This is a genomic window from Mesorhizobium sp. Cs1299R1N1 (assembly GCF_037179655.1).
GTDB classification, from domain to species: domain Bacteria; phylum Pseudomonadota; class Alphaproteobacteria; order Rhizobiales; family Rhizobiaceae; genus Mesorhizobium; species Mesorhizobium salmacidum.
In genome coordinates, this window is the sequence record NZ_JAPYKR010000006.1 from 51,982 (window position 1) to 73,768 (window position 21,787).

The 21,787-nt window shown below is 64.5% G+C and carries 22 protein-coding genes; 15 read left to right on the plus strand and 7 right to left on the minus strand.

Annotated elements, in window-relative coordinates:
- Positions 1-91: 91 nt before the first annotated feature.
- The 9 genes from hisB to coaA are packed head-to-tail and all read left to right on the plus strand — an operon-like array spanning position 92 to position 5,866.
- Complete coding sequence (hisB, locus tag O7A70_RS14475; RefSeq protein WP_337140958.1) at positions 92-691, plus strand: imidazoleglycerol-phosphate dehydratase HisB; 600 nt, start codon at positions 92-94, stop codon at positions 689-691.
- A 4-nt stretch (positions 692-695) separates the two neighbouring features.
- Positions 696-1,172 carry a DUF2628 domain-containing protein gene (locus tag O7A70_RS14480; protein WP_337140959.1) on the plus strand — a complete coding sequence of 159 codons (477 nt, stop codon included), beginning with the start codon at positions 696-698 and terminating at the stop codon, positions 1,170-1,172.
- 1 nt (position 1,173) lies between these two features.
- Positions 1,174-1,824: an imidazole glycerol phosphate synthase subunit HisH gene (hisH, locus tag O7A70_RS14485; protein ID WP_337140960.1), complete on the plus strand. Its 651-nt coding sequence runs from the start codon at positions 1,174-1,176 to the stop codon at positions 1,822-1,824.
- Between the two features lie 5 nt (positions 1,825-1,829).
- The gene (locus O7A70_RS14490) at positions 1,830-2,120 is read left to right on the plus strand and encodes a DUF1330 domain-containing protein (protein WP_337140961.1); all 291 of its coding nucleotides are present in this window, start codon (positions 1,830-1,832) and stop codon (positions 2,118-2,120) included.
- Positions 2,121-2,124: 4 nt separating this feature from the next.
- Positions 2,125-2,874, plus strand: coding sequence for a 1-(5-phosphoribosyl)-5-[(5-phosphoribosylamino)methylideneamino]imidazole-4-carboxamide isomerase (gene hisA, locus O7A70_RS14495; RefSeq protein ID WP_337140962.1), 750 nt, complete (start codon positions 2,125-2,127; stop codon positions 2,872-2,874).
- Entirely contained in the window at positions 2,871-3,707 is an 837-nt protein-coding gene (locus tag O7A70_RS14500) for an arginase family protein (protein ID WP_337140963.1), read from the plus strand. Before hisA ends, O7A70_RS14500 begins: the two co-directional genes overlap by 4 nt.
- Positions 3,704-4,498: an imidazole glycerol phosphate synthase subunit HisF gene (gene hisF, locus O7A70_RS14505; protein WP_337141249.1), complete on the plus strand. Its 795-nt coding sequence runs from the start codon at positions 3,704-3,706 to the stop codon at positions 4,496-4,498. Before O7A70_RS14500 ends, hisF begins: the two co-directional genes overlap by 4 nt.
- A gap of 60 nt (positions 4,499-4,558) precedes the next feature.
- Positions 4,559-4,882 (plus strand): phosphoribosyl-ATP diphosphatase, encoded by a 324-nt coding sequence (locus O7A70_RS14510; RefSeq protein WP_337140964.1) that lies wholly within the window; start codon positions 4,559-4,561, stop codon positions 4,880-4,882.
- Between the two features lie 24 nt (positions 4,883-4,906).
- The gene (gene coaA / locus O7A70_RS14515) at positions 4,907-5,866 is read left to right on the plus strand and encodes a type I pantothenate kinase (RefSeq protein WP_027142439.1); all 960 of its coding nucleotides are present in this window, start codon (positions 4,907-4,909) and stop codon (positions 5,864-5,866) included.
- A gap of 57 nt (positions 5,867-5,923) precedes the next feature.
- On the opposite strand, the gene O7A70_RS14520 is transcribed toward coaA, so the two are convergent.
- From O7A70_RS14520 to O7A70_RS14535, 4 genes are all read right to left on the minus strand, one after another.
- Entirely contained in the window at positions 5,924-7,483 is a 1,560-nt protein-coding gene (locus tag O7A70_RS14520) for a DegQ family serine endoprotease (RefSeq protein WP_337140965.1), read from the minus strand.
- Between the two features lie 187 nt (positions 7,484-7,670).
- Positions 7,671-8,345, minus strand: coding sequence for an MBL fold metallo-hydrolase (locus tag O7A70_RS14525; protein WP_337141250.1), 675 nt, complete (start codon positions 8,343-8,345; stop codon positions 7,671-7,673).
- Positions 8,346-8,500: 155 nt separating this feature from the next.
- Positions 8,501-9,667, minus strand: a complete 1,167-nt coding sequence (locus O7A70_RS14530; protein WP_337140966.1) for a diphosphate--fructose-6-phosphate 1-phosphotransferase — start codon at positions 9,665-9,667, stop codon at positions 8,501-8,503.
- An 88-nt stretch (positions 9,668-9,755) separates the two neighbouring features.
- Positions 9,756-10,523, minus strand: a complete 768-nt coding sequence (locus O7A70_RS14535; RefSeq protein WP_337140967.1) for a L,D-transpeptidase — start codon at positions 10,521-10,523, stop codon at positions 9,756-9,758.
- A 251-nt stretch (positions 10,524-10,774) separates the two neighbouring features.
- Between O7A70_RS14535 and O7A70_RS14540 the strand changes: the two genes are divergently transcribed.
- Positions 10,775-11,398, plus strand: coding sequence for a LysE family translocator (locus O7A70_RS14540; protein ID WP_140752627.1), 624 nt, complete (start codon positions 10,775-10,777; stop codon positions 11,396-11,398).
- 69 nt (positions 11,399-11,467) lie between these two features.
- On the opposite strand, the gene O7A70_RS14545 is transcribed toward O7A70_RS14540, so the two are convergent.
- On the minus strand, positions 11,468-14,125 hold the full coding sequence (locus O7A70_RS14545) for an autotransporter family protein (RefSeq protein ID WP_442921186.1): 2,658 nt from the start codon (positions 14,123-14,125) through the stop codon (positions 11,468-11,470).
- A 356-nt stretch (positions 14,126-14,481) separates the two neighbouring features.
- On the opposite strand from O7A70_RS14545, the gene O7A70_RS14550 reads away from it, so the two are divergent.
- Both O7A70_RS14550 and xylB read left to right on the plus strand, forming a co-directional pair.
- Entirely contained in the window at positions 14,482-15,807 is a 1,326-nt protein-coding gene (locus tag O7A70_RS14550; protein WP_337140969.1) for a tetratricopeptide repeat protein, read from the plus strand.
- A gap of 79 nt (positions 15,808-15,886) precedes the next feature.
- Positions 15,887-17,341, plus strand: coding sequence for a xylulokinase (xylB, locus tag O7A70_RS14555; protein WP_337140970.1), 1,455 nt, complete (start codon positions 15,887-15,889; stop codon positions 17,339-17,341).
- A 197-nt stretch (positions 17,342-17,538) separates the two neighbouring features.
- Here xylB and O7A70_RS14560 read toward each other — a convergent pair whose 3' ends face one another.
- On the minus strand, positions 17,539-17,901 hold the full coding sequence (locus O7A70_RS14560; RefSeq protein ID WP_337140971.1) for a nuclear transport factor 2 family protein: 363 nt from the start codon (positions 17,899-17,901) through the stop codon (positions 17,539-17,541).
- Positions 17,902-18,013: 112 nt separating this feature from the next.
- On the opposite strand from O7A70_RS14560, the gene xylA reads away from it, so the two are divergent.
- Positions 18,014-19,339 (plus strand): xylose isomerase, encoded by a 1,326-nt coding sequence (xylA, locus tag O7A70_RS14565; RefSeq protein ID WP_337140972.1) that lies wholly within the window; start codon positions 18,014-18,016, stop codon positions 19,337-19,339.
- Between the two features lie 208 nt (positions 19,340-19,547).
- Entirely contained in the window at positions 19,548-19,757 is a 210-nt protein-coding gene (locus tag O7A70_RS14570; protein ID WP_027142450.1) for a hypothetical protein, read from the plus strand.
- 52 nt (positions 19,758-19,809) lie between these two features.
- On the opposite strand, the gene O7A70_RS14575 is transcribed toward O7A70_RS14570, so the two are convergent.
- Positions 19,810-20,790 (minus strand): GlxA family transcriptional regulator, encoded by a 981-nt coding sequence (locus tag O7A70_RS14575; protein WP_337140973.1) that lies wholly within the window; start codon positions 20,788-20,790, stop codon positions 19,810-19,812.
- A 79-nt stretch (positions 20,791-20,869) separates the two neighbouring features.
- Between O7A70_RS14575 and O7A70_RS14580 the strand changes: the two genes are divergently transcribed.
- Positions 20,870-21,787, plus strand: coding sequence for a 3-keto-5-aminohexanoate cleavage protein (locus O7A70_RS14580; protein WP_091586279.1), 918 nt, complete (start codon positions 20,870-20,872; stop codon positions 21,785-21,787).

Consider the following 21,787-nt stretch of genomic DNA (forward strand, 5'->3'; position numbering starts at 1 on the left):
ATGCTGCTAGAAGGCTCTCGTTTTCAAGCCAGCGAGCGCTTGAGGCCCGTGAACCGGTCACGATCTGAACCACTGGCACAAGGATAGAGTGATGGCGCCTCGTTCCGCCGATGCAAGCCGAAAGACCGCGGAAACCGACATCTCGGTCTCGATCCTTGTCGACGGCTCCGGCAAATCGGACATCGCCACGGGCGTCGGCTTCTTCGACCATATGCTGGATCAGCTTTCCCGCCATTCGCTGATCGACATGACCGTCAAGGCCAATGGCGACCTGCACATAGACGACCACCACACGGTCGAGGACACCGGCATTGCGCTCGGCCAGGCCTTGACCAAGGCGCTGGGCGAGCGGCGCGGCATCATGCGCTACGCTTCGATCGACCTTGCCATGGACGAGACGCTGACGCGTGCGGCGATCGACGTGTCAGGCCGGCCCTTCCTGGTCTGGAACGTTTCGTTCTCGTCGCCCAAGATCGGCACCTTCGACACCGAACTGGTGCGCGAATTCTTCCAGGCGCTGGCGCAGAATGCCGGCATCACGCTGCATGTCACCAACCATTATGGCGCCAACAACCATCATATCGCCGAGACCTGCTTCAAGGCGGTGGCGCGCGCGCTGCGCGCCGCGCTCGAGCGTGATCCGCGCCAGCCTGACGCGGTCCCCTCCACCAAGGGTTCTTTGAAGGGATAGCCTCATGACCGCCTATGTCGTGATGGAGCCACCTGGCCGTAGCGAGAAAGTCGACACGACGACGTTGGTCCGCGACGGCTTCACCTGGCTCGGCCTGCTCGTGCCGCCGCTGTGGCTTGCCTGGCACCGGCTGTGGGTCGAAGCGGCGCTCGCCTTTGTCGTCATGGGCGTGCTTTCGATGCTTGGCCAGAAACTTGGCCTCGGTGTCGCCGGCTCGCTGCTGTCGCTGCTCGTCTCGCTTTATGTCGGGCTGGAGGGCCAGGGGTTGCGCATCGCGGCGCTGCGCCGCCGCGGCTGGCATGAATGGGGCGTCGTCGAGGCCGGTTGGCTCGCGGACGCCGATATGCGCTATGTCCTGGAAGTCGAAGGTCTTTCGGACGAAGCAGCCCCCGCGCCGCGCATCGTTCCGGATGCCGCTTTGGCGCGCCCGGCGCAGCCCGGCATAGCGCTGGGGCTGACCCACATTCCGGGACGGCGCTGAGATGCGGGTTGCGATCATCGATTACGGTTCGGGCAATCTGCGCTCGGCAACGAAGGCTTTCGAGCGCGCCGCGCGCGAGGCCGGCATATCGGCGCGGATCGACCTGACGGCCGATGCCGACCGTGTACGCACCGCGGACCGCATCGTCCTGCCCGGCGTCGGCGCTTACGCCGACTGCGCGGCCGGCCTGCGGGCCGTCGAGGGCATGTGGGAGGCGGTCGAGGACGTCGCCATCGCCAAGGGCCGGCCTTTCCTGGGCATTTGCGTCGGCATGCAGCTGATGTCGCAGCGCGGCCTCGAAAAGACCATCACCAATGGCTTCGGCTGGATATCGGGCGACGTCAAGGAGATCACGCCTTCCGATCCGGCGCTGAAGATCCCGCAGATCGGCTGGAACACGATCGAATTGGGGCGCCAGCACCCGCTGTTTTCCGGCATTCCGACCGGCGCGACGGGCCTGCATGCCTATTTCGTCCACTCCTATCATCTCGACGCACAGAACCCGGACGAGGTCGTTGCGGTCGCCGACTATGGCGGCCCGGTGACGGCCACGGTCGCCCGCGACAATCTCGCCGGCACGCAGTTCCATCCGGAGAAGAGCCAGGCGCTGGGCCTGGCGCTGATCACGAATTTCCTGCGCTGGAGGCCCTGAACACCATGAGCAAGAAGGGCTACTGGATGGCGATGATCGATGTCCGCGACCCCGAGACATATAAACAGTACATCGAGGCCAATGCCGTGGCGTTCGCGAAGTATGGCGCGAAATTCGCCGTGCGGGCCGGCCGCCACGAAAATCCGGAAGGACCTACCGGCAACCGCCATGTGCTGGTCGAGTTCGAGTCTTTCGACAAGGCGGTCGAATGCTACCATTCGCCTGAATATCAGCATGCCTCCAAATTCCGGCTTGCCGCTTCATCAGGTCATTTCGTCATCGTTGAAGGCGCCTGAACGTATGATCCTGTTTCCAGCCATCGATCTCAAGGACGGCCAGTGCGTGCGGCTGAAGCACGGCGACATGGCGACCGCGACCATCTACAATGACGATCCGGCAGCACAGGCCAAAGCCTTTGAAGAGCAAGGTTTTGAGTGGCTGCACGTCGTCGACTTGAACGGCGCCTTCCAGGGTCAGAGCGTCAACAGCGCCGCGGTCGGCGCCATCCTCAAAGCGACAAGGAACCCCGTGCAGCTCGGCGGCGGCATCCGCACGCTGGAGCAGATCGAGGATTGGCTCGACCGTGGATTGGCCCGCGTCATCCTCGGCACGGTGGCGGTGCGCGATCCCGATCTGGTCAGGCAGGCCTGCAAGGCGTTTCCGGGCAAGGTTGCCGTCGGCATCGACGCCAAGGGCGGCAAGGTAGCCGTCGAAGGCTGGGCCGAGGCCTCGAGCCTCGGCGTCATCGAACTGGCCAGGAAATTCGAAGGCGCCGGCGTCGCCGCCATCATCTACACCGACATCGACCGCGACGGCGTGCTGACCGGCATCAACTGGGACGCCACCATCGACCTCGCCGACGCCGTGTCGATCCCGGTCATTGCTTCCGGCGGGCTGGCCTCGATCGCCGACATCGTGCGCATGACCATGCCCGACGCGCAAAAACTCGAAGGCGCGATCTCGGGCCGGGCCCTCTATGATGGCCGCATCGACCCGGCCGAGGCGCTGGCGATCCTGCAGGGCCGGCCGGCGGCGGAGGCGCGATCGTGAAGGTTTCGCTCATCCTGGCCTCCTATGACAGCGGCCACTATCATGGCGGCATGGGCCAGGGACCCGACGCGCTGATATCAGGCGGGCTCGTCGATGCCCTGACCCTTGCCGGTCACGACGTCACGGTCGAGGACATCGGCAGGGTCGGCGCCGACCAGGAGCGCGAGATCGCCACGGGTTTTGCCGTCTGCAACGCCGTCTCGGGCGAGGTCCGCATTGCCCGCGACAGGGGGCGGTTTCCCATCGTGCTGGCCGGAAACTGCCTGACCAGTGCCGGCGCGGTCGCTGGCGAAGGCGCCGATGCGATCATCTGGGCCGACCAGCATGGCGACCTCAACACGCCCGAGACGTCCGTATACGGTTTTCTCGATGGCATGGCGCTGTCGACGGTGCTCGGCCTGTGCTGGCGCCCGATGGCGGCGGCCATTCCCGGCTTCAGGCCGATCGATCCCGCGCGCTGCGTGCTTGTCAACGCCCGCGATCTCGATCCGGCGGAGGAAAAACTTCTCGAAACGTTGCCGGTCATCCGGACGGAATGTCCCGGCGTGGCGCAAGCGACGGAAAGACTGAAAGCAGCCGGCGCCAACAGCGTGCACATGCATCTCGATCTCGACGTGCATGATCCCAAGGCGCTGCAGGCCAACCGCTACGTCACCCCTGGCGGGCCAAACCCGGAGCAGATGCGCGACGCGGCCTGCGCCGTGGCGCTTGCGGTGCCGGTCGTCGGCATCACCGTTTCCGCTTACGATCCGGCCTTCGATGCCCAGGCCGATGTGCCGCCGCTGGTCGGCCAACTGCTCAACGATCTGCTTGCCACGATAGAGGGCCGCTGATGCTGAAAGCCCGCGTCATCCCTTGCCTCGACGTCAAGGACGGCCGTGTCGTCAAGGGCGTCAATTTCGTCGATCTCATCGACGCCGGCGACCCGGTGGAGGCAGCCAAGGCCTATGATGCCGCCGGCGCCGACGAACTCTGCTTTCTCGACATCACCGCTTCGTCGGATAATCGCGAGACCATCTTCGACGTCATCGCCCGCACCGCCGAACAATGCTTCATGCCGCTGACCGTCGGCGGCGGCGTGCGCCAGGTCTCCGACATCAGGAAATTGCTGCTGGCCGGCGCCGACAAGGTGTCGATCAACACGGCCGCGGTGAAGAACCCGGATTTCGTCGCCGAAGCCGCCGACAAATTCGGCAACCAATGCATCGTCGTCGCCATCGATGCCAAGAGAGTGTCCGGCCCCGGTGAGGCCGAGCGCTGGGAGATCTTCACCCATGGCGGGCGCGAGAAGACCGGCATCGACGCCGTCGAATTCGCGCGCCAAATGGTCGATCGCGGCGCCGGCGAGATCCTGTTGACCTCGATGGACCGCGACGGCACCAAGGCCGGCTACGACATCGCGCTGACCCGCGCGGTATCGGACGCGGTGCGCGCGCCAGTCATCGCATCGGGGGGCGTCGGCACGCTCGACCACTTGGTCGAAGGCATTCGTGACGGCCATGCAAGTGCCGTGCTGGCGGCCTCCATCTTCCATTTCGGCACCTACACCATCGCGCAAGCCAAGGCGCATATGGCCGAGGCCGGCCTGCCGATGCGGCTGGACTGGCTCGGTAACAGGTCCTAGAGCATGTTCCCGAAGCCGGCTTCTAGGAAAAATCCGGCTTAAACAAGAAGATAGACTGATATGGCCGAGTTTTCGTTCTTCGACCTGGAAAAAATCGTCAGCGACCGCGCCCATTCCGGCGATCCGGACTCGTGGACGGCCAAACTGTTCGCGCGCGGCATGGACAAGGCGGCGCAGAAGCTCGGCGAGGAGGCGGTCGAGACGGTCATCGCCGCCGTCAAGGGCGACAAACAGGGCCTCGTTTCGGAAAGCGCCGATCTCATATATCATTGGCTCGTCGTCCTCAGCATAGCGGGCGTTCCGCTGGATGACGTGCTCAAGGAGCTCGAAGGCCGCACCGGGCGTTCGGGCATCGCCGAGAAGGCGTCACGGCCCAAGGGCTGACCGGGAGGGAGGGCAGGTATCTCGATGGATCAGCTCGCGCCAACCGAGAAATATTCCCCGTTTCGCTTCTTCTCGGCCGAGCAATGGTCGCGGTTCCGCGCCGATACGCCGCTGACGCTGAGCGAGGACGAGTTCCGCCGCCTGCGTTCGCTCAACGACCCGGTCGACCTCGAAGAGGTCAAGCGCATCTATCTGTCGCTGTCGCGGCTTTTGTCGGCGCATGTCGAGGCGAGCCAGCTTCTGTTCAGGCAGCGCCAGGCCTTCTTCAACGCCGTCGACGTGGCCAAGACGCCGTTCATCATCGGCATCGCCGGTTCGGTCGCGGTCGGTAAATCGACCACGGCGCGCGTGCTCAAGGAACTTCTGGCGCGCTGGCCGTCGAGCCCCAAGGTCGATCTCATCACCACGGATGGCTTCCTGCTGCCCAACGAGGTGCTGCGCCGCGAAAACCTGATGGAGCGCAAGGGTTTCCCCGACAGCTACGATGTCGGCGCGCTGCTGCGTTTCCTGTCGGGCATCAAGTCGGCATTGCCCGACGTCCGCGCGCCAGTCTATTCGCACCTGACCTATGACGTCATCCCCGGCGAGTTCGTAACCATCGACCGGCCCGACATCCTGATCTTCGAAGGCATCAACGTGCTGCAGCCGGGCAAGCTGCCGCAGGACGGCAAGATCGTCCCTTTCCTGTCGGACTTCTTCGACTTCGCCATCTATATCGATGCCGACGAGAAGCTGATCCACAATTGGTATATTTCCCGCTTCATGCGGCTGCGCGAGACCGCCTTCCGCAATCCGGACTCCTTCTTCCACCGCTATTCGCAGCTGTCGGAGGATGCGGCCAAGGCGATCGCCGAAGGCCTGTGGACCAACATCAACCTGAAGAACCTGCGCGAAAACATCCTGCCGACGCGCGCCCGCGCCGACTTGATCCTGCGCAAGGGCGCCGACCACCTGGTCCAGGAAGTGGCGCTGCGCAAATTATAGCCGGTAGAACCCGGCGTGGCGGGCTCGTCGACAAGCCCGCCACGCCGGTGTTACGTGTCAGCCATTGGCGAACGGCACGGCGACATAAATCTGCGTGTCGCCACGCTCCACCAGAAGCAGCACCGACTTGCGTCCGGATTTGCCGGCTTGGGAAATCGCTTGGGTCACCTGCTTCGCGCTCTTCACCGGGGCCTGGTTGACGGCGACGATGACATCGCCCGGCTGGATGCCGGCAGTCGCTGCCGGCTTGTCGGGATTGACGCTGGCAACCACCGCGCCGTGTTCGGTCTCGGGGAGGTTCATCTGCTGGCGGATGTCGGACGTGATGTCCATCAGGCCGAGGCCGATGGCCGGCGCGCGGGACCCCTGCTCGGTGCCCGGCGCGCTGGAGTTGCCAGTCGATGCCGTCTTCACATCGTCGCTGTTGCGTCCGACATCGACGGAAATCTGTGCGGCCTTGCCCTTGCGCCAGACATCCAGTGTCTCCCTGGCACCTGGCGCGACGTCGGCGACAGCCCGCGAAAGATCCTTGGGATCCTTGACATCCTGCCCGGCGAAGCCGGTGATGACATCGCCGCTTTCGATGCCGGCCTTGGCCGCGGGCGACCCGTCATTGACCTGCGAGACCAGGGCGCCGCCGGGATGATCGAGCCCGATGGCGTTGGCCACGTCCGGGGTGACGGGCTGGATCTCGACGCCGAGATAGCCGTATTCGATGTCGCCACCCTTCATCAGCTTGGCGACCACCTTCTCAGCCTGGTCCGACGGAATGGCGAAGCCGACCCCGACGCTGCCGCCGTTCGGCGAATAGATCGCGGTGTTGATGCCGACGACATTTCCGCTGACATCCACCAGCGGGCCACCGGAATTGCCGTGATTGATCGGCGCGTCGATCTGGATGAAATCGTCGAACGGCCCGCTATGCAGGTCGCGGCCACGCGCCGAGACGATACCGGCCGTTACCGTGGTGCCAATGCCGAACGGATTGCCGATCGCCAGCACCTGGTCGCCTGTCATGAGCTTGTCGGAGTCGCCCCACTTGATGGTCGGCAAGGCCTTGTTGGCCTTGATTTTCAGCACGGCGAGATCGTTCTTGGCATCGTGACCGACCAGCTTGGCCGGAAGCTCCGTGCCGTCGTCGAGCGTCACCTTGATCGAGGTCGCGCCGTCGACGACGTGGTTGTTGGTGACGATGGTGCCGTCGGCACTGACGATGAAGCCCGAGCCGAGCGCCTCGGCGCGCGGCGACTGCTGTTGCGGAGGCGTCTTGGGAGCAGGCATGCCCTGATCACCGAAGAACTGGTGGAAATAATCATCGAAAGGCGAGTTGCCGCCAAAGGGCGAACCGTCAGGCGAACCTTCGCTCATAACTTCCGGCTGCGCTTTCATGACTGTCGTGACGGTGACGACAGCGGGCTTGGTCGCGGCCACGGTTGGCGCGAACGATCCGTTCGGAGCCGTTATTCCGGCGACAGGCGTCTGGGTCGTCGCGACGACATTGCTCAAGCCGCCATTGCCGGCATTTTGAGCGAGGGAGACGACGGCGGGGGAGATGATCAGCGCGGCGCCCAGCAGGGCGGCGACGCGATGCCTACGAAGAATACCTAGGGGTGACATGGTCGTTCTGTCCGGGCGAGAGTTGATCCGGCGCCGCGGGCGGCTCGTGGGAGAAAGCACCCGTCAGCGTGTCGACGACCGGGTGGCCTGTCTCGCCGTACATGGCGGCCGGCCGGATCGACAACCAGGTATTTAGGGTCCGGAATGGCCCAATTTAGGTTTTTGCCCGACCTTACGAAGATTTAATTCAGAGCGCGCTTACGGACCGCAGATAGGCCGACGCGATTTCGCGCATGCGCTTGCCGTCGAAACTCGGGCCGTGGCCGCCATGGCCGACGCGGATCTGCAGGTCGAGCAGGCGCCGCATCGTGTTGCGATAGGCTTCCCGGTCGGAATCCGGCAAATCGTCGATCAACCTGTCGTCATAGATGGCGTCGCCGCTGAAGAACAGGCCGTCGGCCTCGTCGAACAGCGCGATCGAATCCGGCGAATGCCCGGGCAGATGCAGCACCCGAAACCGGCGATCGCCGAGATCGACCACGTCGCCTTCGTCGAGCGTGCGCGTCAACGGCGCCGGCGGTATCGCATAGTCGGCCGATTTCCAGCCTGGCACCGGCAGTTTCGAGACCGCGCCCTCGAGATCATGGAACATGTAGGCGTAGGTCGCGGCCTCATCCATGCTCTCGAATTGCGCCGCGCTCATCCTTGGCCCGGCCCGCAGCGGGAATTCGTGCAGCGAGCCGACATGGTCGAGGTGGATATGGGTGGCGACGACCAGAAGCGGCTTGCCTTCGGGCGTCCTTATTTGCGGCGCCAGCGGACAGATGCCCATGCCGGTATCAACCAGAAGGTCGGCATCGCGACCGGTCAGATGCCAGATGTTGGCGCGCACATAGTCGTGCACGAACGGCTCGGTCAGCATCGTCGTCCTGTCGTCGACGATGCGCCTGGAGAACCAGCCTGAGTTCACGTGAGAATCCGGATAATGTGCAGGCCGGGCATCAGGTATGAGCCAGGGCATCAGGTATGAGCCGGGGCATCAGGTATGAGCCGGGGCATCAGGTATGAGCCGGGGCATCAGACGAACGGCTTTCCGACCTTGTATTTTTCCGGCACCAGCCGCTTGAGATAGGCCATGCCGGTCTCGGAAAGCTGGTTGGCGTCGGGTTTCATGAAACCGTCGGGCATGTGGCGGGTCTTGCCGGCGACGTTTTTCAGCGGCACCTTCTTCAGCACTATCTTGCTGCCATCATATTGCAGCGCCACCGAGCCGCCGCCCTGTTCGGCGACGCCGACGGCGAAGGCGCCGGCATCGAAGGCCTCCTGCGCGTCGACCGCGCTGATGGCGCCGACATAGCCGCGTGGCATGTAGCCGAGCGCGTCGACGCGTGCCCGCTTGCCCGGCAGCCCCTCGGCCAATGCCCGTTCGAGCGCCGCCGGCAGGTCGCTGCCCGATAGTTTGACGTTGCCGTGCTGGTCGCGCTCGAGCTTATCCGCCGGCACCAGGCTTTCGACCAGCGCCTTGCCGTCGGCGGTGCTGACGCCTTCCGACACGGCGACGATGCAGCGCTTGTGGCGGTCGAGCGTGGCGCGCACGTCGTCGATGAAGCCGGCGGCGGAGAACGGCCGCTCCGGCACATAGACGAGATGCGGGCCGCTGTCGGGATCGAGTTGCCAGGCAGCCGCCGCCGCGGTCAGGAAACCGGCATGCCGGCCCATGACGATGCCGACATAGATGCCGGGCAGCGCGCGGAAATCGAGGTCGACGGACAGGAAGGCGCCGGCGACGAATTCGGCCGCCGAAATGAAGCCCGGCGTATGGTCGTTTTCCTCGAGATCGTTGTCGATGGTCTTCGGCGCATGGACGAAGGCGATCTTGCCGCCGGCGGCATCGGTCAGGATTTGCTGCGTGCCCGAGGTGTCGTTGCCGCCGATATAGATGAAGGCGTCGGCGCCAGCCTTCTGCAGGCCCTTCAGGATGACCTCGCAATAGGCGGCATCCGGCTTGTCGCGCGTCGAGCCGAGCGCGGCGCTCGGCGTTCCGGCGATCAGCCGCAGCCGGTCCTCCGGGATGGCGGAAAGGTCGACATAGTTGCCGTCACGGATGCCGCGCACGCCGTGGATGGAGCCCAGCACCTTGGCGCCGGGATGGCGCTTGCGTATCTCCAGCGTGGCGCCCACAACCGTCTGGTTGATGACGGCGGTCGGGCCGCCGCCCTGCGCGATGACGAAGGTTCCGGCCATGCTTGATTTCTCCCCGGGCGATGGTTTTCAGGTCACCTTCGCCTGTCTTGCGGCATCGTGCAACGGGGAGTGTCCGACGGATGGACGATCAGACGACGACGACCGGGTTTTTCTTCGACACCCGGCTGTAGAGGTCGATGATGTCCTGGTTGATCAGGCGCACGCAGCCCGACGACATCGCCTGGCCGATGCTCCACCATTCGGGCGAGCCATGGATGCGGTAGCCGGTGTCCTTGCCGTCCTGGTAGATATAGAGCGCGCGGGCGCCGAGCGGATTGGTGAGGCCGCCGGGCTGGCCGCCCTGCCACTTCACCAGTTCGGGCTTGCGCTGGATCATTTCGGGCGGCGGCGTCCAGGTCGGCCATTCCCGGCCGTACTGGATGTTGGCGCGACCGGACCAACGGAAGCCGTCCTTGCCGATGCCGACCCCGTAGCGGATGGCGTCGCCGCCCGGCTGGACGAGATAGAGCATGCGTTCCTTGAGATGCACGACGATGGTGCCGGGCGCCTCGCCGGTGGTGTCGACGACGATCTGGCGGCGGAATTCCGGCTTGACCTTGAGATAGGGCACCTCGGGCACGTTGAAGCCGTTGTCAGTCAAGGAGGCGTACATGACGTCGGGACCGGTGATGTTCTTGTCGACGCTGATCGAGGGCCGGATCGGCACCGAACCCGTGACCGTATCGTCGAGCTGGAGCGCCGGCAGGTCGCCACCACCCGAGGTCGAGCAGCCGGCGACACCGAGCAGCGCCAAAGCGCCCGCCCCGGACAGGACGGCGCGGCGGGAGAGAAGAAGATCGGTTTCGATTGCGTCGCCGTTTCGTGGCGGCGTCGGACCTTGCGGCAACTCACGCATATACCCAAACCCTACGCTTTCGGCGGGAAGCACGGTCCGGCCGGATAGCGGGCATTTTCATCATTCATGGTTGATAAAGCGTGAATGCCTTGTGCTGCTTGCGTTTGCTGAGCGGCGCGAACTGACACCGAGTTGCCGCTGGCGCAATTGTGCCGGTTGCCGGCCGGAATGCGCGAAAACAAAGATTCGGCCCTTTACATTCTTCGGGACCCAAGGATTTATCCTCTTCTTTAAGCTCAAGGGAGACGAGCATGTCCTTCGAAAACTGGGCCGCCTTCGCTGCCGCGTCGAGCATCCTTCTCATCATCCCGGGCCCGACCATCCTTCTGGTCGTGTCCTATGCGCTGGGCCAGGGCTGGCGCACCGCCTTGCCGATGGCCGTCGGCGTGGCGCTCGGCGACTTCACCGCCATGACCCTGTCGATGCTGGGCATCGGCGCGCTGCTTGCGGCTTCCGCCACTGTCTTCACCATCCTGAAGCTGATCGGCGCCGGCTATCTGATCTATCTCGGCGTGAAACTGTTCCGCGCCGGCGGTACGCTGAAGGCCGAACCGCGCACCGACACGGTGTCGTCGGCCAAGATGATGGCGCATGCCTGGCTGGTCACCGCGCTCAACCCGAAGAGCATCACCTTCTTCGTCGCCTTTCTGCCGCAGTTTCTCGACCGGCATGCCAATTTCTGGACGCAGATGCTGATTTTCGAGACGACTTTCCTGGCGCTCGCCTTCGCCAACGCCTTCGGTTACGCGCTGATCGCGGCACGCGCCCGCAACGTGGTGCGCAATCCCAAGGCGATCCGCATCTTCAACCGCACCGGCGGCACGCTGCTGGTCGGCGCCGGCATCGCCACGGTGGCGATGCGGTCCAGCAATTAACGCATCCAAGGGTTGAGATTCAGGTCAGGCCATTTGCAGGCAGGCTGAACCTCGTCACAGCTGCTTGCTTCACCATTTGACGCTGAAGCCCAGATTGCCCTCGAGGATGCGGCGTTTGTCGCCGCCGAGGTTGGTGGTGTAATCGCCGGTGGCGAAGATGCTGACCTTGTCGGTCACTTTGGCGACGATACCGCCGCCGAACTCGAACGAGGTCGACCTGCCCTCGGTCGAGATGTCGGTGGTGTCGAAGCTGACACGGTCGGTGCCGCCGAAATCATGCCAGATATTGGCCTTGAGGTAAGGCTGCAGCGCTATGCCGTTGACAGTGGTCTCGCCTTGCAGGCGAGCGCCCAGCCGGCCGGTGACGCTGCCGTCGCTGTCGAAGGAAACCGACGAGAAACGATCCTTGGTATCGTCGAGCGACAGATGCTGCCAGATCAGTTGCGCCTGCGGTTCGAGCGTCCAGCCCTGCGCCAGCGCTATGGGATAGCCGCCCTCCAGTGAGGCGGTGACACCTGTTCCGCCAATGTCGATGCCGACGTCGCGCGACGACGTGGCGTCGCCGCCGAAGAAGGTGGCCATGAGGACGCCGTCGAGGTACCAGCCGCCCTGGCCGATGCGGGTCCAGTAGCCGCCGACACTGGTGCCGTTGGCGTCGAGCTTGCCGACGGACAGATCATTCTGCCCCAGTGCCTGGCCGCGCACATCGCCCTTCATGCTGGCATAGGCGACGAACAGGCCGGCGCGATCGATCGCCCCCGACGCGGTTTCGCGTCCGAAGACGTCGAAGCCCGCCTGCAGGCCGAACAAGGTGCCGTCGAAGGACGGCGACACCGTTCCCGACCAGCCCATCTTGGCGTCCTGGCCGTAGATGCGGCCCCAGACCGGCGACAGCTCCGCGTTCGACAACAGGCTCTGTTCGCCGCGCCGCTCGTGGAAGGTACCGAGTGTCGTCATCGCCAGATGCTCGGCCACCGGCGGCAAGGCCGAGTAGGTGGGCACCTCGACGCGGTAGAGCAGGATCGTCTCGCCGGCTGCCGGCGTCGGCAGGTCCGGCACCGCGGTCGGCACCACCGGCGGCGGCGGTGGCGGATCCGCTGGCGGCGCTGGCGGCGGTGCCGGTGGCGCCTCGGGCTCGGGGTCGCTCGCCTGCACCGGCGGTGTCGGATCGACCGGCGGGTTGTTGATGTCGCCATCGGTCGGCACCGGCACCGGCGGCAGCTCGGACGGTGGTGGCGGCGGCTCGGTCCGCGGCGGCTCCGGCTCTGGCTGCGGCGGCGGTTCGAGCGCCGACGGCCCAGCGGCCGGTGTTGCCGGTGTGTTCAGGGTCGAGCGCAGATACCAGTTCTGCTCGCTCCCGGCGCTGACGCCGCCCTTGAAGAGATAATATTCGAAGGCGCCGGCAGCGACCGGCGCATCAAGGGCAAAGGCGCCGGCGCTCGACGTGGCGCCGTTGACCGCCTGGACCAGCATGATGCCGTCGGACGTGGTCTGCGCCCCGGCGCCGCCGACATTGACCACGGCAATGCCGGTCGAGCCCGAGGCCGTGCCGCCGGACAGCACCAGCCGGTCGGAAGCAGAGCTGTCGTCGCCAAGCTCGGTCTGGAGGAGGAGCAACCCGCCCATCCCGACATAATTGCCCGATATGGTCAGGCGATCGGTGGCGCCGGTGCTGCCGTTGGTCAGGTCGATGCGGCCGGCATTGACCACTTCGGCCAGCTGTCCCGCGGTAAAGGCCTGGATGGAGCTGTTGAAGCCGCCGCCATAGAGCGTGCTTGCCTGGTCGACGCTGAGCTTTCCGGTGCCCGTGCCGCTGTCGCCCAGCACGAGATTGCCGTCCAGGATCAACTGGGTGTCGTTGGTGGCGTCGATGGTTTCCCAGTTCTGGACCCTGGCGATGCCGTCCAGCTTGACGTTGTCGAAGGTGAGCGCATCGGTGCCCAGGCCGCCATTCAGCGCATCGGCTCCGCCAAGATTGGCCTTGGTGAGATTGCTGAGCTTGGCGGTATCGTTGTCGGCGCCGAGGTCGACCGAGCCATAGATGATGCCGCCGCCGTTCCAGACGAAATTGTCGGCGCCGAAGCTCATCAGCACATCGCCACCTACCGTGCCGCCTGTTATCGTCACGCTGTCGTTGCCGCCGCTGACGCTGATGTTGCCGCCGATCGTGCCCCCGGAGAGAATGATGGTGTCCTGATCGAAGCCGGTGACGAGGTTGCGGTCGATGATGCCGCCCGACATGTTGAAATAGTTCTTGTCGAGCTTCATGTTGACACGGCCGATGCGGCCGCCGGTCATCACGGCACGGTCGCCGTCGTCGAAGAAATCGATGATGCGCCCGCCGGTCATGGTGAAGGTGTCCAGCCCGTCGCCCTGGTTCAGCGAACCGATCAGGCCGCCGCTCATGTTGAAATCGTCGATGCCGGCGCCCTGCTGGACATTGCCGGTGATGGTGCCGCCGCCGATGGTGAAGAAATCCGTGCCGTCACCCTGATCGACCGTGCCGGTGATGGTGCCGGACTGCATGTCGATGCGGTCCGTGCCGGCGCCGAAAGTGACGTTGCCGCTCACCTGGCCGGTACCGCCGGCGGGAAAGGTCAGCGTGTTGTTGCCGTTGATATCGTTGAGGCTGCCGCCCGAATCGCCACTATCGCAAGTGAAGGTGTCATTGCCCGGAGACGGAACCAGCACGCATGCCGCGAAGGCCGCGGAACCAGGCAGCAACATCAGCGATGTAGTTGCAAGTAAGCTAATAAACCCAGGATTGATTCGCCTGGGCCTTCGCCGCGCCAAAGAAATAGCCTTGCCGATGTGCTCCGAGCCGCTGTTCGGAAGCTGTATTTCAAAGCACCGCATCGCGTCCCCTCTCAGATCGCGATTTTAAGCCCCTTACCCGCGCCGCAATGAAGCCACAATTCGTTCGCTTTTACAAAGCCTAATCTGCCTCTCATGGTTGATGAACTGCAAAAACAGCTGACATGGTGCGGATGTGCCCGTGATTTGGCGTCGCCGTGGCCCATGCTTTAAGATCATGTTGGACCGAGGGGCATCAAGCCCGTCGGGCGCCGACCAAGGACTCTCGCATGACTATCCGGGATGCATTCGGCTTGGCATTTTCGGGCGCGACGGACGCGGGATTCGCACCCTACGGCCAGGCCGTGCGCGAATTGCAGTGTTTCGTTGGCGATCCGGTGAACTCCGTCGACCGCGCCATCGCGCAGGATCCCGGTTTCGTCATGGCGCATGTCTTCAAGGGCTACCTTTTCGGCCTTGCCACCGAACCGGAGGCGACGGCCATGGCCAAGACCTGCCACGAGGCGGCGCTGCCGCTTGCCGCGACAACGCGCGAGCGGGCGCATGTCTCGGCCCTCGGCCACCTTGCCAACGGGCGCTGGCATCAGGCCTCCGGCATCCTGCAGGACATAGCGATCGACTTCCCGCTCGACGCCGTGGCGCTCCAGGTCGGACACCAGGTCGATTTCTTCACCGGCAACGCCCGCATGCTGCGCGACCGCATCGGCCGTGCCCTGTCATCATGGCGGACCGACATGCCGGGTTACCACGCCATCCTCGGCATGCAGGCTTTTGGGCTCGAAGAGATGGGCGAGTATACGCAGGCAGAAAGGCTCGGTCGTACAGCGGTCGATATCGAACCGCGCGACGGCTGGGCGCAACATGCGGTCGCCCATGTGATGGAGATGCAAAGCCGGCAAAGGGATGGCATCGCCTGGATGCGTGCCGATCCCGAAGCCTGGACGAAGGAGAGCTTCCTCCAGGTCCACAATTGGTGGCATCTGGCGCTGTTCCACTACGATCTCGGCGAGACCGGCGAGGTGCTGGAGATCTATGACGGGCCGATCTACGGCGCCAGATCGACGCTGGCGCTCAACATGGTCGATGCGTCGGCGATCCTGTGGCGGCTCCATCTTGGCGGCGTCGATGTCGGTGACCGCTGGGCAACACTGGCCGCCAATTGGGTGCCCAAGGCCCGCGCCGGCAATTATGCCTTCAACGACGCCCATGCGATGATGGCCTTCGTCGGCGCCGGGTTCGACGCCCCGGCCCGGATCTTGCTCGAAGCACAGCGCGAGGCGATGCGCGGCAATGACGACAATGCCGCATTCACCAGGGATGTCGGCCATCCCCTGACGCTTGCCATCAAGGCGTTCGGAGAGGGCAAACACGCCGAAACCATCCGTCTGATCGGTCCGATCCGGGCCATCGCCCATCGCTTTGGCGGCAGCCACGCGCAGCGCGACGTCATCGATCTCACGTTGATCGAGGCCGCCCTGCGCGACGGCGACGGCGCGCTCGCCCAGGCACTGACGACGGAGCGCTCGACGGCGCGGCCGGACAGTCCGCTGTCGGCGCTGTTTTCGCGACGTGCCGCCGATTTGTCAGAGAATTGACCCGGAGCGGATCTTGCCTTAAAAACTGCTCAAGCATATTTTTCGGGCTCCGAAAAAAATAAAGACGTGGGAGGAAACCATGTATCTCGGCCTCGACCTGGGCACATCGGGCGTCAAGGCGCTGCTGATCGATGCCGGACAGGGCGTCATCGGCTCCGGCCATGGCACGCTTGATGTCTCTCGGCCGCATCCCGGCTGGTCCGAACAGGATCCGCTGCATTGGATACGCGCCTGCGAGGACGCGATCGCCGAACTGAAGGCATCCTATCCCAAGCAGTTCGCCGCGGTGAAGGGCATCGGCCTGTCCGGCCAGATGCATGGCGCGACCTTGCTCGATGCGGCCGATCATGTGCTGCGCCCCTGCATCCTGTGGAACGATACGCGCAGCCATCTCGAGGCAGCGGCCCTCGATGCCGATCCACGCTTCCGCGCGCTCACCGGCAACATTGTATTTCCCGGTTTCACCGCGCCGAAACTCGCCTGGGTGAAGAGCAACGAGCCCGCTGTCTTCGCCAAGGTGGCAAAGGTGCTTTTGCCGAAGGATTTCCTGCGGCTTTGGCTGACCGGCGAACATATTTCCGAAATGTCCGACTCGGCCGGCACGTCCTGGCTCGACGTCGGCAAGCGCTGCTGGTCCGCGGACCTGCTCGCCGCGACATCGCTTGACGAGAGCCATATGCCAGCGCTGGTCGAGGGCACCGCGAAGGCTGGCGGTCTGCGCGCCGAACTCGCATCGCAATGGGGTATCCAGGCTGGCATCCCGATCGCCGGCGGCGCCGGCGACAATGCGGCTTCCGCCTGCGGCATGGGCACGGTCGGCGCCGGCCAGGCTTTTGTCTCGCTCGGCACGTCGGGCGTGCTGTTTGCCGCAAACGCGTCCTACCTGCCGAACCCGGCAAGCGCGGTGCACACCTTCTGCCATGCGCTGCCCGACACCTGGCACCAGATGGGCGTCATCCTGTCGGCAACCGATTCACTCAACTGGCTGTGCGAGATCACGGGCAAGGGCGCCGGCGAGCTGACATCGGAACTCGGCGAGGCGCTGAAGGCGCCGACCGGCGTGTCCTTCCTGCCCTATCTCTCAGGCGAGCGTACGCCACACAATGATTCGGCCGTTCGCGGTTCCTTCACTGGCCTCGCGCATGAATCGGGCCGCGCCGCGCTAACCCAGGCCGTGCTCGAAGGCGTCGCGTTTGCCTTCCGCGACAGCCTCGAAGCGTTGAAGACGGCCGGCACGACCTTGACGCGCGTGACCGCGATCGGCGGCGGCTCGCGCTCGCGCTACTGGCTGAAGGCGATCGCCACCGCGCTGCAACTGCCCGTCGATATTCCCGCCGACGGCGATTTCGGCGCCGCCTTTGGTGCCGCCCGGCTCGGCCTGATAGCCGCGACGGGCGCCGATCCGCTGGCTGTGTGCTCCGCGCCGAAGACCGACGCCACGATCGAGCCAGATTCCGGTCTGGCCGGTGCCTACGCGGATGCCTATAGCCGTTACCGGGCACTTTACCCGGCGATCAAGGGCTCTACGGCGTGAGTTGGCGCCAGGCACCCCCCTCTGCCCTGCCGGGCATCTCCCCCTCAAGGGGGGAGATCGGCAGCGTTGATGGCTATGCCAACCCTGGAATGCTGGTGAATGGCGAAGGCGGAAAAATCAGCCAATCTCTCCCCTTGAGGGGGAGATGGCCGGCAGGCCAGAGGGGGGCGCCTCGCATCCCCCTTTCCAGGTTGCCCTCACTGCGCCGGCACCTTGTCGAGGAAACCGGTGACGCTCTTCAGGCGGCCGTTCTCGATGATTCCGATATCGGTGCCTTCGATGACGGAAGGGGTTCCCTCGGGCCCGAGGTTCCAGGAGAAGCGGATTTTGTCGGCAAAGCCGTCCGGCGTGCCCTTCAGCGAGAAGCGGAAGCCGGCAAAGCGTTGCTGCACACCGTCGATCAGCGCCGCGACGCCTTTATGGCCGTCGCCCTGCATGAGCGGATCGCGATAGCTGACGTCTTCGGTGAAAGTCGTCTTGAGCAAGACCGCCCGGCGGTCGGCATCGGCTTCGTTCCAGGCGGTGATGTAGTTCTGGGCGATCGTGTTGAGGTCGGTCATGGTCTGTCTCCTTCGTTTGACGGTTTTGACATGACCGTTTTCGACCAGCGCCGGCGTGAAACCAATTACGCCTGAGGTAATCAGGCAAAACTATCGTGGAGAGGAAGAGAACATGAGCAGCGGCTTTTTCGGCGACATCCAGAAAATCAAATATGAAGGCCCGGATTCGACCAATCCGCTGGCCTATCGCTTCTACAATCGCGACGAAGTGGTGGCCGGCAAGCGGCTGGAAGACCATCTGCGCTTTGCCGTCGCCTATTGGCATTCCTTCGCCTGGCCCGGCGGCGACCCGTTCGGCGGCCAGACCTTCGACCGTCCCTGGTTCCCCAAGGCCGGCGGCGTCGACACGATGGAGCTGGCGAAACTGAAGGCGGATGTCGCCTTCGAGATGTTCTCGCTGCTCGGCGCGCCTTATTTCTGTTTCCACGACGCCGATGTGCGGCCCGAGGGCAAGGATTTCTCCGAAAGTGCGGCCCGCCTCGATGAAATCGCTGACTATTTCGCCACTAAGATGAAGCAGACCGGCGTCAAGCTTCTCTGGGGTACGGCGAACCTGTTTTCCAACCGCCGTTTCATGTCGGGTGCCGCGACCAATCCCGATCCGGATGTGTTCGCCTACGCCGCGGCGACGGTGAAGAGCTGCATCGACGTCACCAAGCGGCTGAAGGGCGAGAACTACGTGCTGTGGGGCGGGCGCGAGGGCTATGAGACGCTGCTCAACACCGACCTTGCCCGCGAGCAGGAACAGGCCGGCCGTTTCCTGAACCTCGTCGTCGACTACAAGCACAAGATCGGCTTCAAGGGCACCATCCTGATCGAGCCGAAGCCGCAGGAGCCGACAAAACACCAGTATGACTACGACGTCGCGACCGTCTACGGCTTCCTCAAGCGCTTCGGCCTGGAGAAGGAGGTCAAGCTCAACATTGAGCAGGGCCACGCTATCCTGGCCGGCCATTCCTTCGAGCATGAGCTGGCGCTGGCCAATGCGCTCGGCGTCTTCGGCTCGATCGACATGAACCGCAACGATTACCAGTCGGGCTGGGACACCGACCAGTTCCCCAACAATGTACCGGAGATGGCGCTCGCCTATTACCAGGTCCTCCAGGCCGGCGGCTTCAAGACCGGCGGCACCAATTTCGACGCCAAGCTGCGCCGCCAGTCGCTCGACCCGCAGGATCTGCTGATCGGTCATATCGGCGGCATGGATTCTTGTGCGCGCGGCCTGAAGGCGGCGGCCCGCATGGTCGAGGACAAGGCGCTGTCGGGTCCGCTCGCCGAACGTTACGCCGGCTGGAACGGCGCCGAGGCCAAGGCGATGCTGTCGGGCAAGCGCACGCTGGAAGAGATCGCCGAGCGCGTGGTGAAGAAGAAGATCGAACCGCAGCCGCGCTCCGGCCGCCAGGAACTGCTCGAAAACATCGTCAACCGCTACGTCTGACGCTGCCTGACCGCCGGCAATCCAAGCCGGCGCACTATGCGATTCGAAAGCTTGGCGCGCGGAAACCTTTTGCGCGCCATGCTGAAACCGACGACAAGGTTTTGCCCCTAAGCGCCCCTCAATCGCCCAGCTCTTGCCTTCAAACTGCCGTCACGAATCTCGTATAGATATTGCTCGTGGCGGGAGAGGAAGAAGGAGGCGAACCGATATGCAGAACGAACGTGAAATCGACGCCCTGCTCTCACCTGGCGAGGCCGGATCGATCATTGACCGGCTGATGGCAATGCCGCATCCAAAGCAGGGCGCACGCAGCACCAATGAATGGGATCGCGCCGTTGCCAGCCGCTTCGAGACCCATCTCGCGCGGCAGATGCGCTCGCAGATCGATGGCGGCAGCGACCGCCAGAATGCAGCATAAGCTCGTGCATGTCGTTGCCCCAAAACCGCTACACGGTTTTGGGCGACCTGCACTACCCCCGGCGAAGCCTGACAGGGGCTTCGCCAAAAGCTCTTGAAAAGGCCCTGGAAAAGGCCGCGGCAGACGAGAACCCCGTCCGCCCGGCGATATCCGCCATGGCTATCCGCGTGTCGACCACGAGCCGGCGCGCGGCACCCAGGCGCAGCCTGAGATAATAGGCGCCCGGCGTCTCGCCGATCGACTTGCGAAAGATGCTTTCCAGCGTCCGCGCCGTCACGCCGGCGCGCCTGGCAACCGCCTCTATGGTCAGCGGCTGATCGACATGCGATTCCATCAGCCGGATCGCCTGCGCCAGCCGCGGATCATAGCCGTCGAGCCGGCCAAGCGAGACCAGCGGTTGCGCATCGGTCGCGGCCCGGGCCTGGTCGTAGATGAAGACGCTGGCGACATCGAGCGCCACCGCCATGCCGAGGCGCGTGCGAATGAGATGCAGCATCAGGTCGAAGGTCGGCGAGGCTCCGCCCGACGTGAACACAGGCCCGTCGATGACGTAGCGGTCCGGCCGGACATCGACGCCGGGGAAGGCCGAGGCAAAATCTTCCATGTCCTCCCAGTGGGTGGTGGCGCTGCGGCCTTCCAGCAGGCCGGCGCGCGCCACCAGCCAGGTGCCGGCCTCGACGCCGCCGCACGCACGGGCCGCTCGCGCCGCCCGCCGCAAAGCTGAGAGGAGAGCCGATGTGGCATAGTTTTGGGTGCCGAAGCCGGCGACGACGACCAGCACGTCGGTTGCCTCATTGGCGTCGAAACGGCCGCTGACCGCCACCGGGAGGCCGCATGTGGTGACCGGCGCCTCGCCTGTCACCGAGACCAGCTTGAAATCGAACAGGGTCTCGCCGGAAATGCGATTGGCGGCGCGCAGCGGGTCGACGGCGGAGGCCACGCACATGATCGACGAGCCGGAAAACACCAGCAACGTCACCTTGAGCGGCGTGCGCTCGGCGCGAAAGATATCCGGTTTTTCGCTTTTGATCATATCGCCTTCGTAAAACGCAAAGCAGCTTTGATCAAGTCGAGCGATGCTAGCGGCTGTTTCGAATGGGAGGAGAGTTTCGATGCCGCTTGCAATGAACCGTGAGGTCTTCATTACCTGCGCCGTGACGGGTTCCGGCGGCTCGCAGGACCGCAGCCCGCATGTGCCGCGCTCGCCCAAGCAGATCGCCGATTCGGCGATCGACGCGGCCAAGGCAGGCGCTGCCATCGTCCACTGCCATGTTCGCGACCCCGAAACCGGCAAGCCCAGGCGCGATGTGCATCTCTACCGCGAAGTGACAGAGCGCATCCGCGCGGCGGACGTCGACGTCATCCTGAACCTGACCGCCGGCATGGGCGGCGACATGGTGTTCGGCTCGCCGGAAGCGCCGCTGCCGCTCAACGAAAAGGGCACCGACATGGGCGGCGCCACCAACCGCATGGAACATGTGCGCCAATGCCTGCCGGAAATCTGCACGCTCGACTGCGGCACCATGAATTTCGCCGAAGCCGACTATGTCATGACCAACACGCCCGGCATGCTGCGCGCCATGGGCGGCATGATGACGGCGCTCGGTGTCAAGCCCGAGATCGAAGCTTTCGACACCGGGCATCTCTGGTTCGCCAAGCAGCTGGTCGAGGAAAAGGTGCTCAATCCCGACGCGCTGGTGCAGCTCTGCATGGGCGTGCCATGGGGTGCGCCCGACGACCTCAACACCTTCATGGCGATGGTCAACAACGTGCCGTCGACATGGAACTGGTCGGCCTTCGCCATCGGCCGCAACCAGATGGCCTATGCAGCGGCGGCGGTGCTTGCCGGCGGCAATGTCCGCGTCGGGCTCGAGGACAATCTGTGGCTCGACAAGGGCGTTCTGGCGACCAATGCGCAGTTGGTCGAGCGCGCCGCCTCGATCGTCACCAATCTCGGCGCCAGGATCCTGGGACCGGAGGAAGTCCGCAAGAAGCTCAACCTGACCAAGCGAGCGCCGATAGCGGCATAA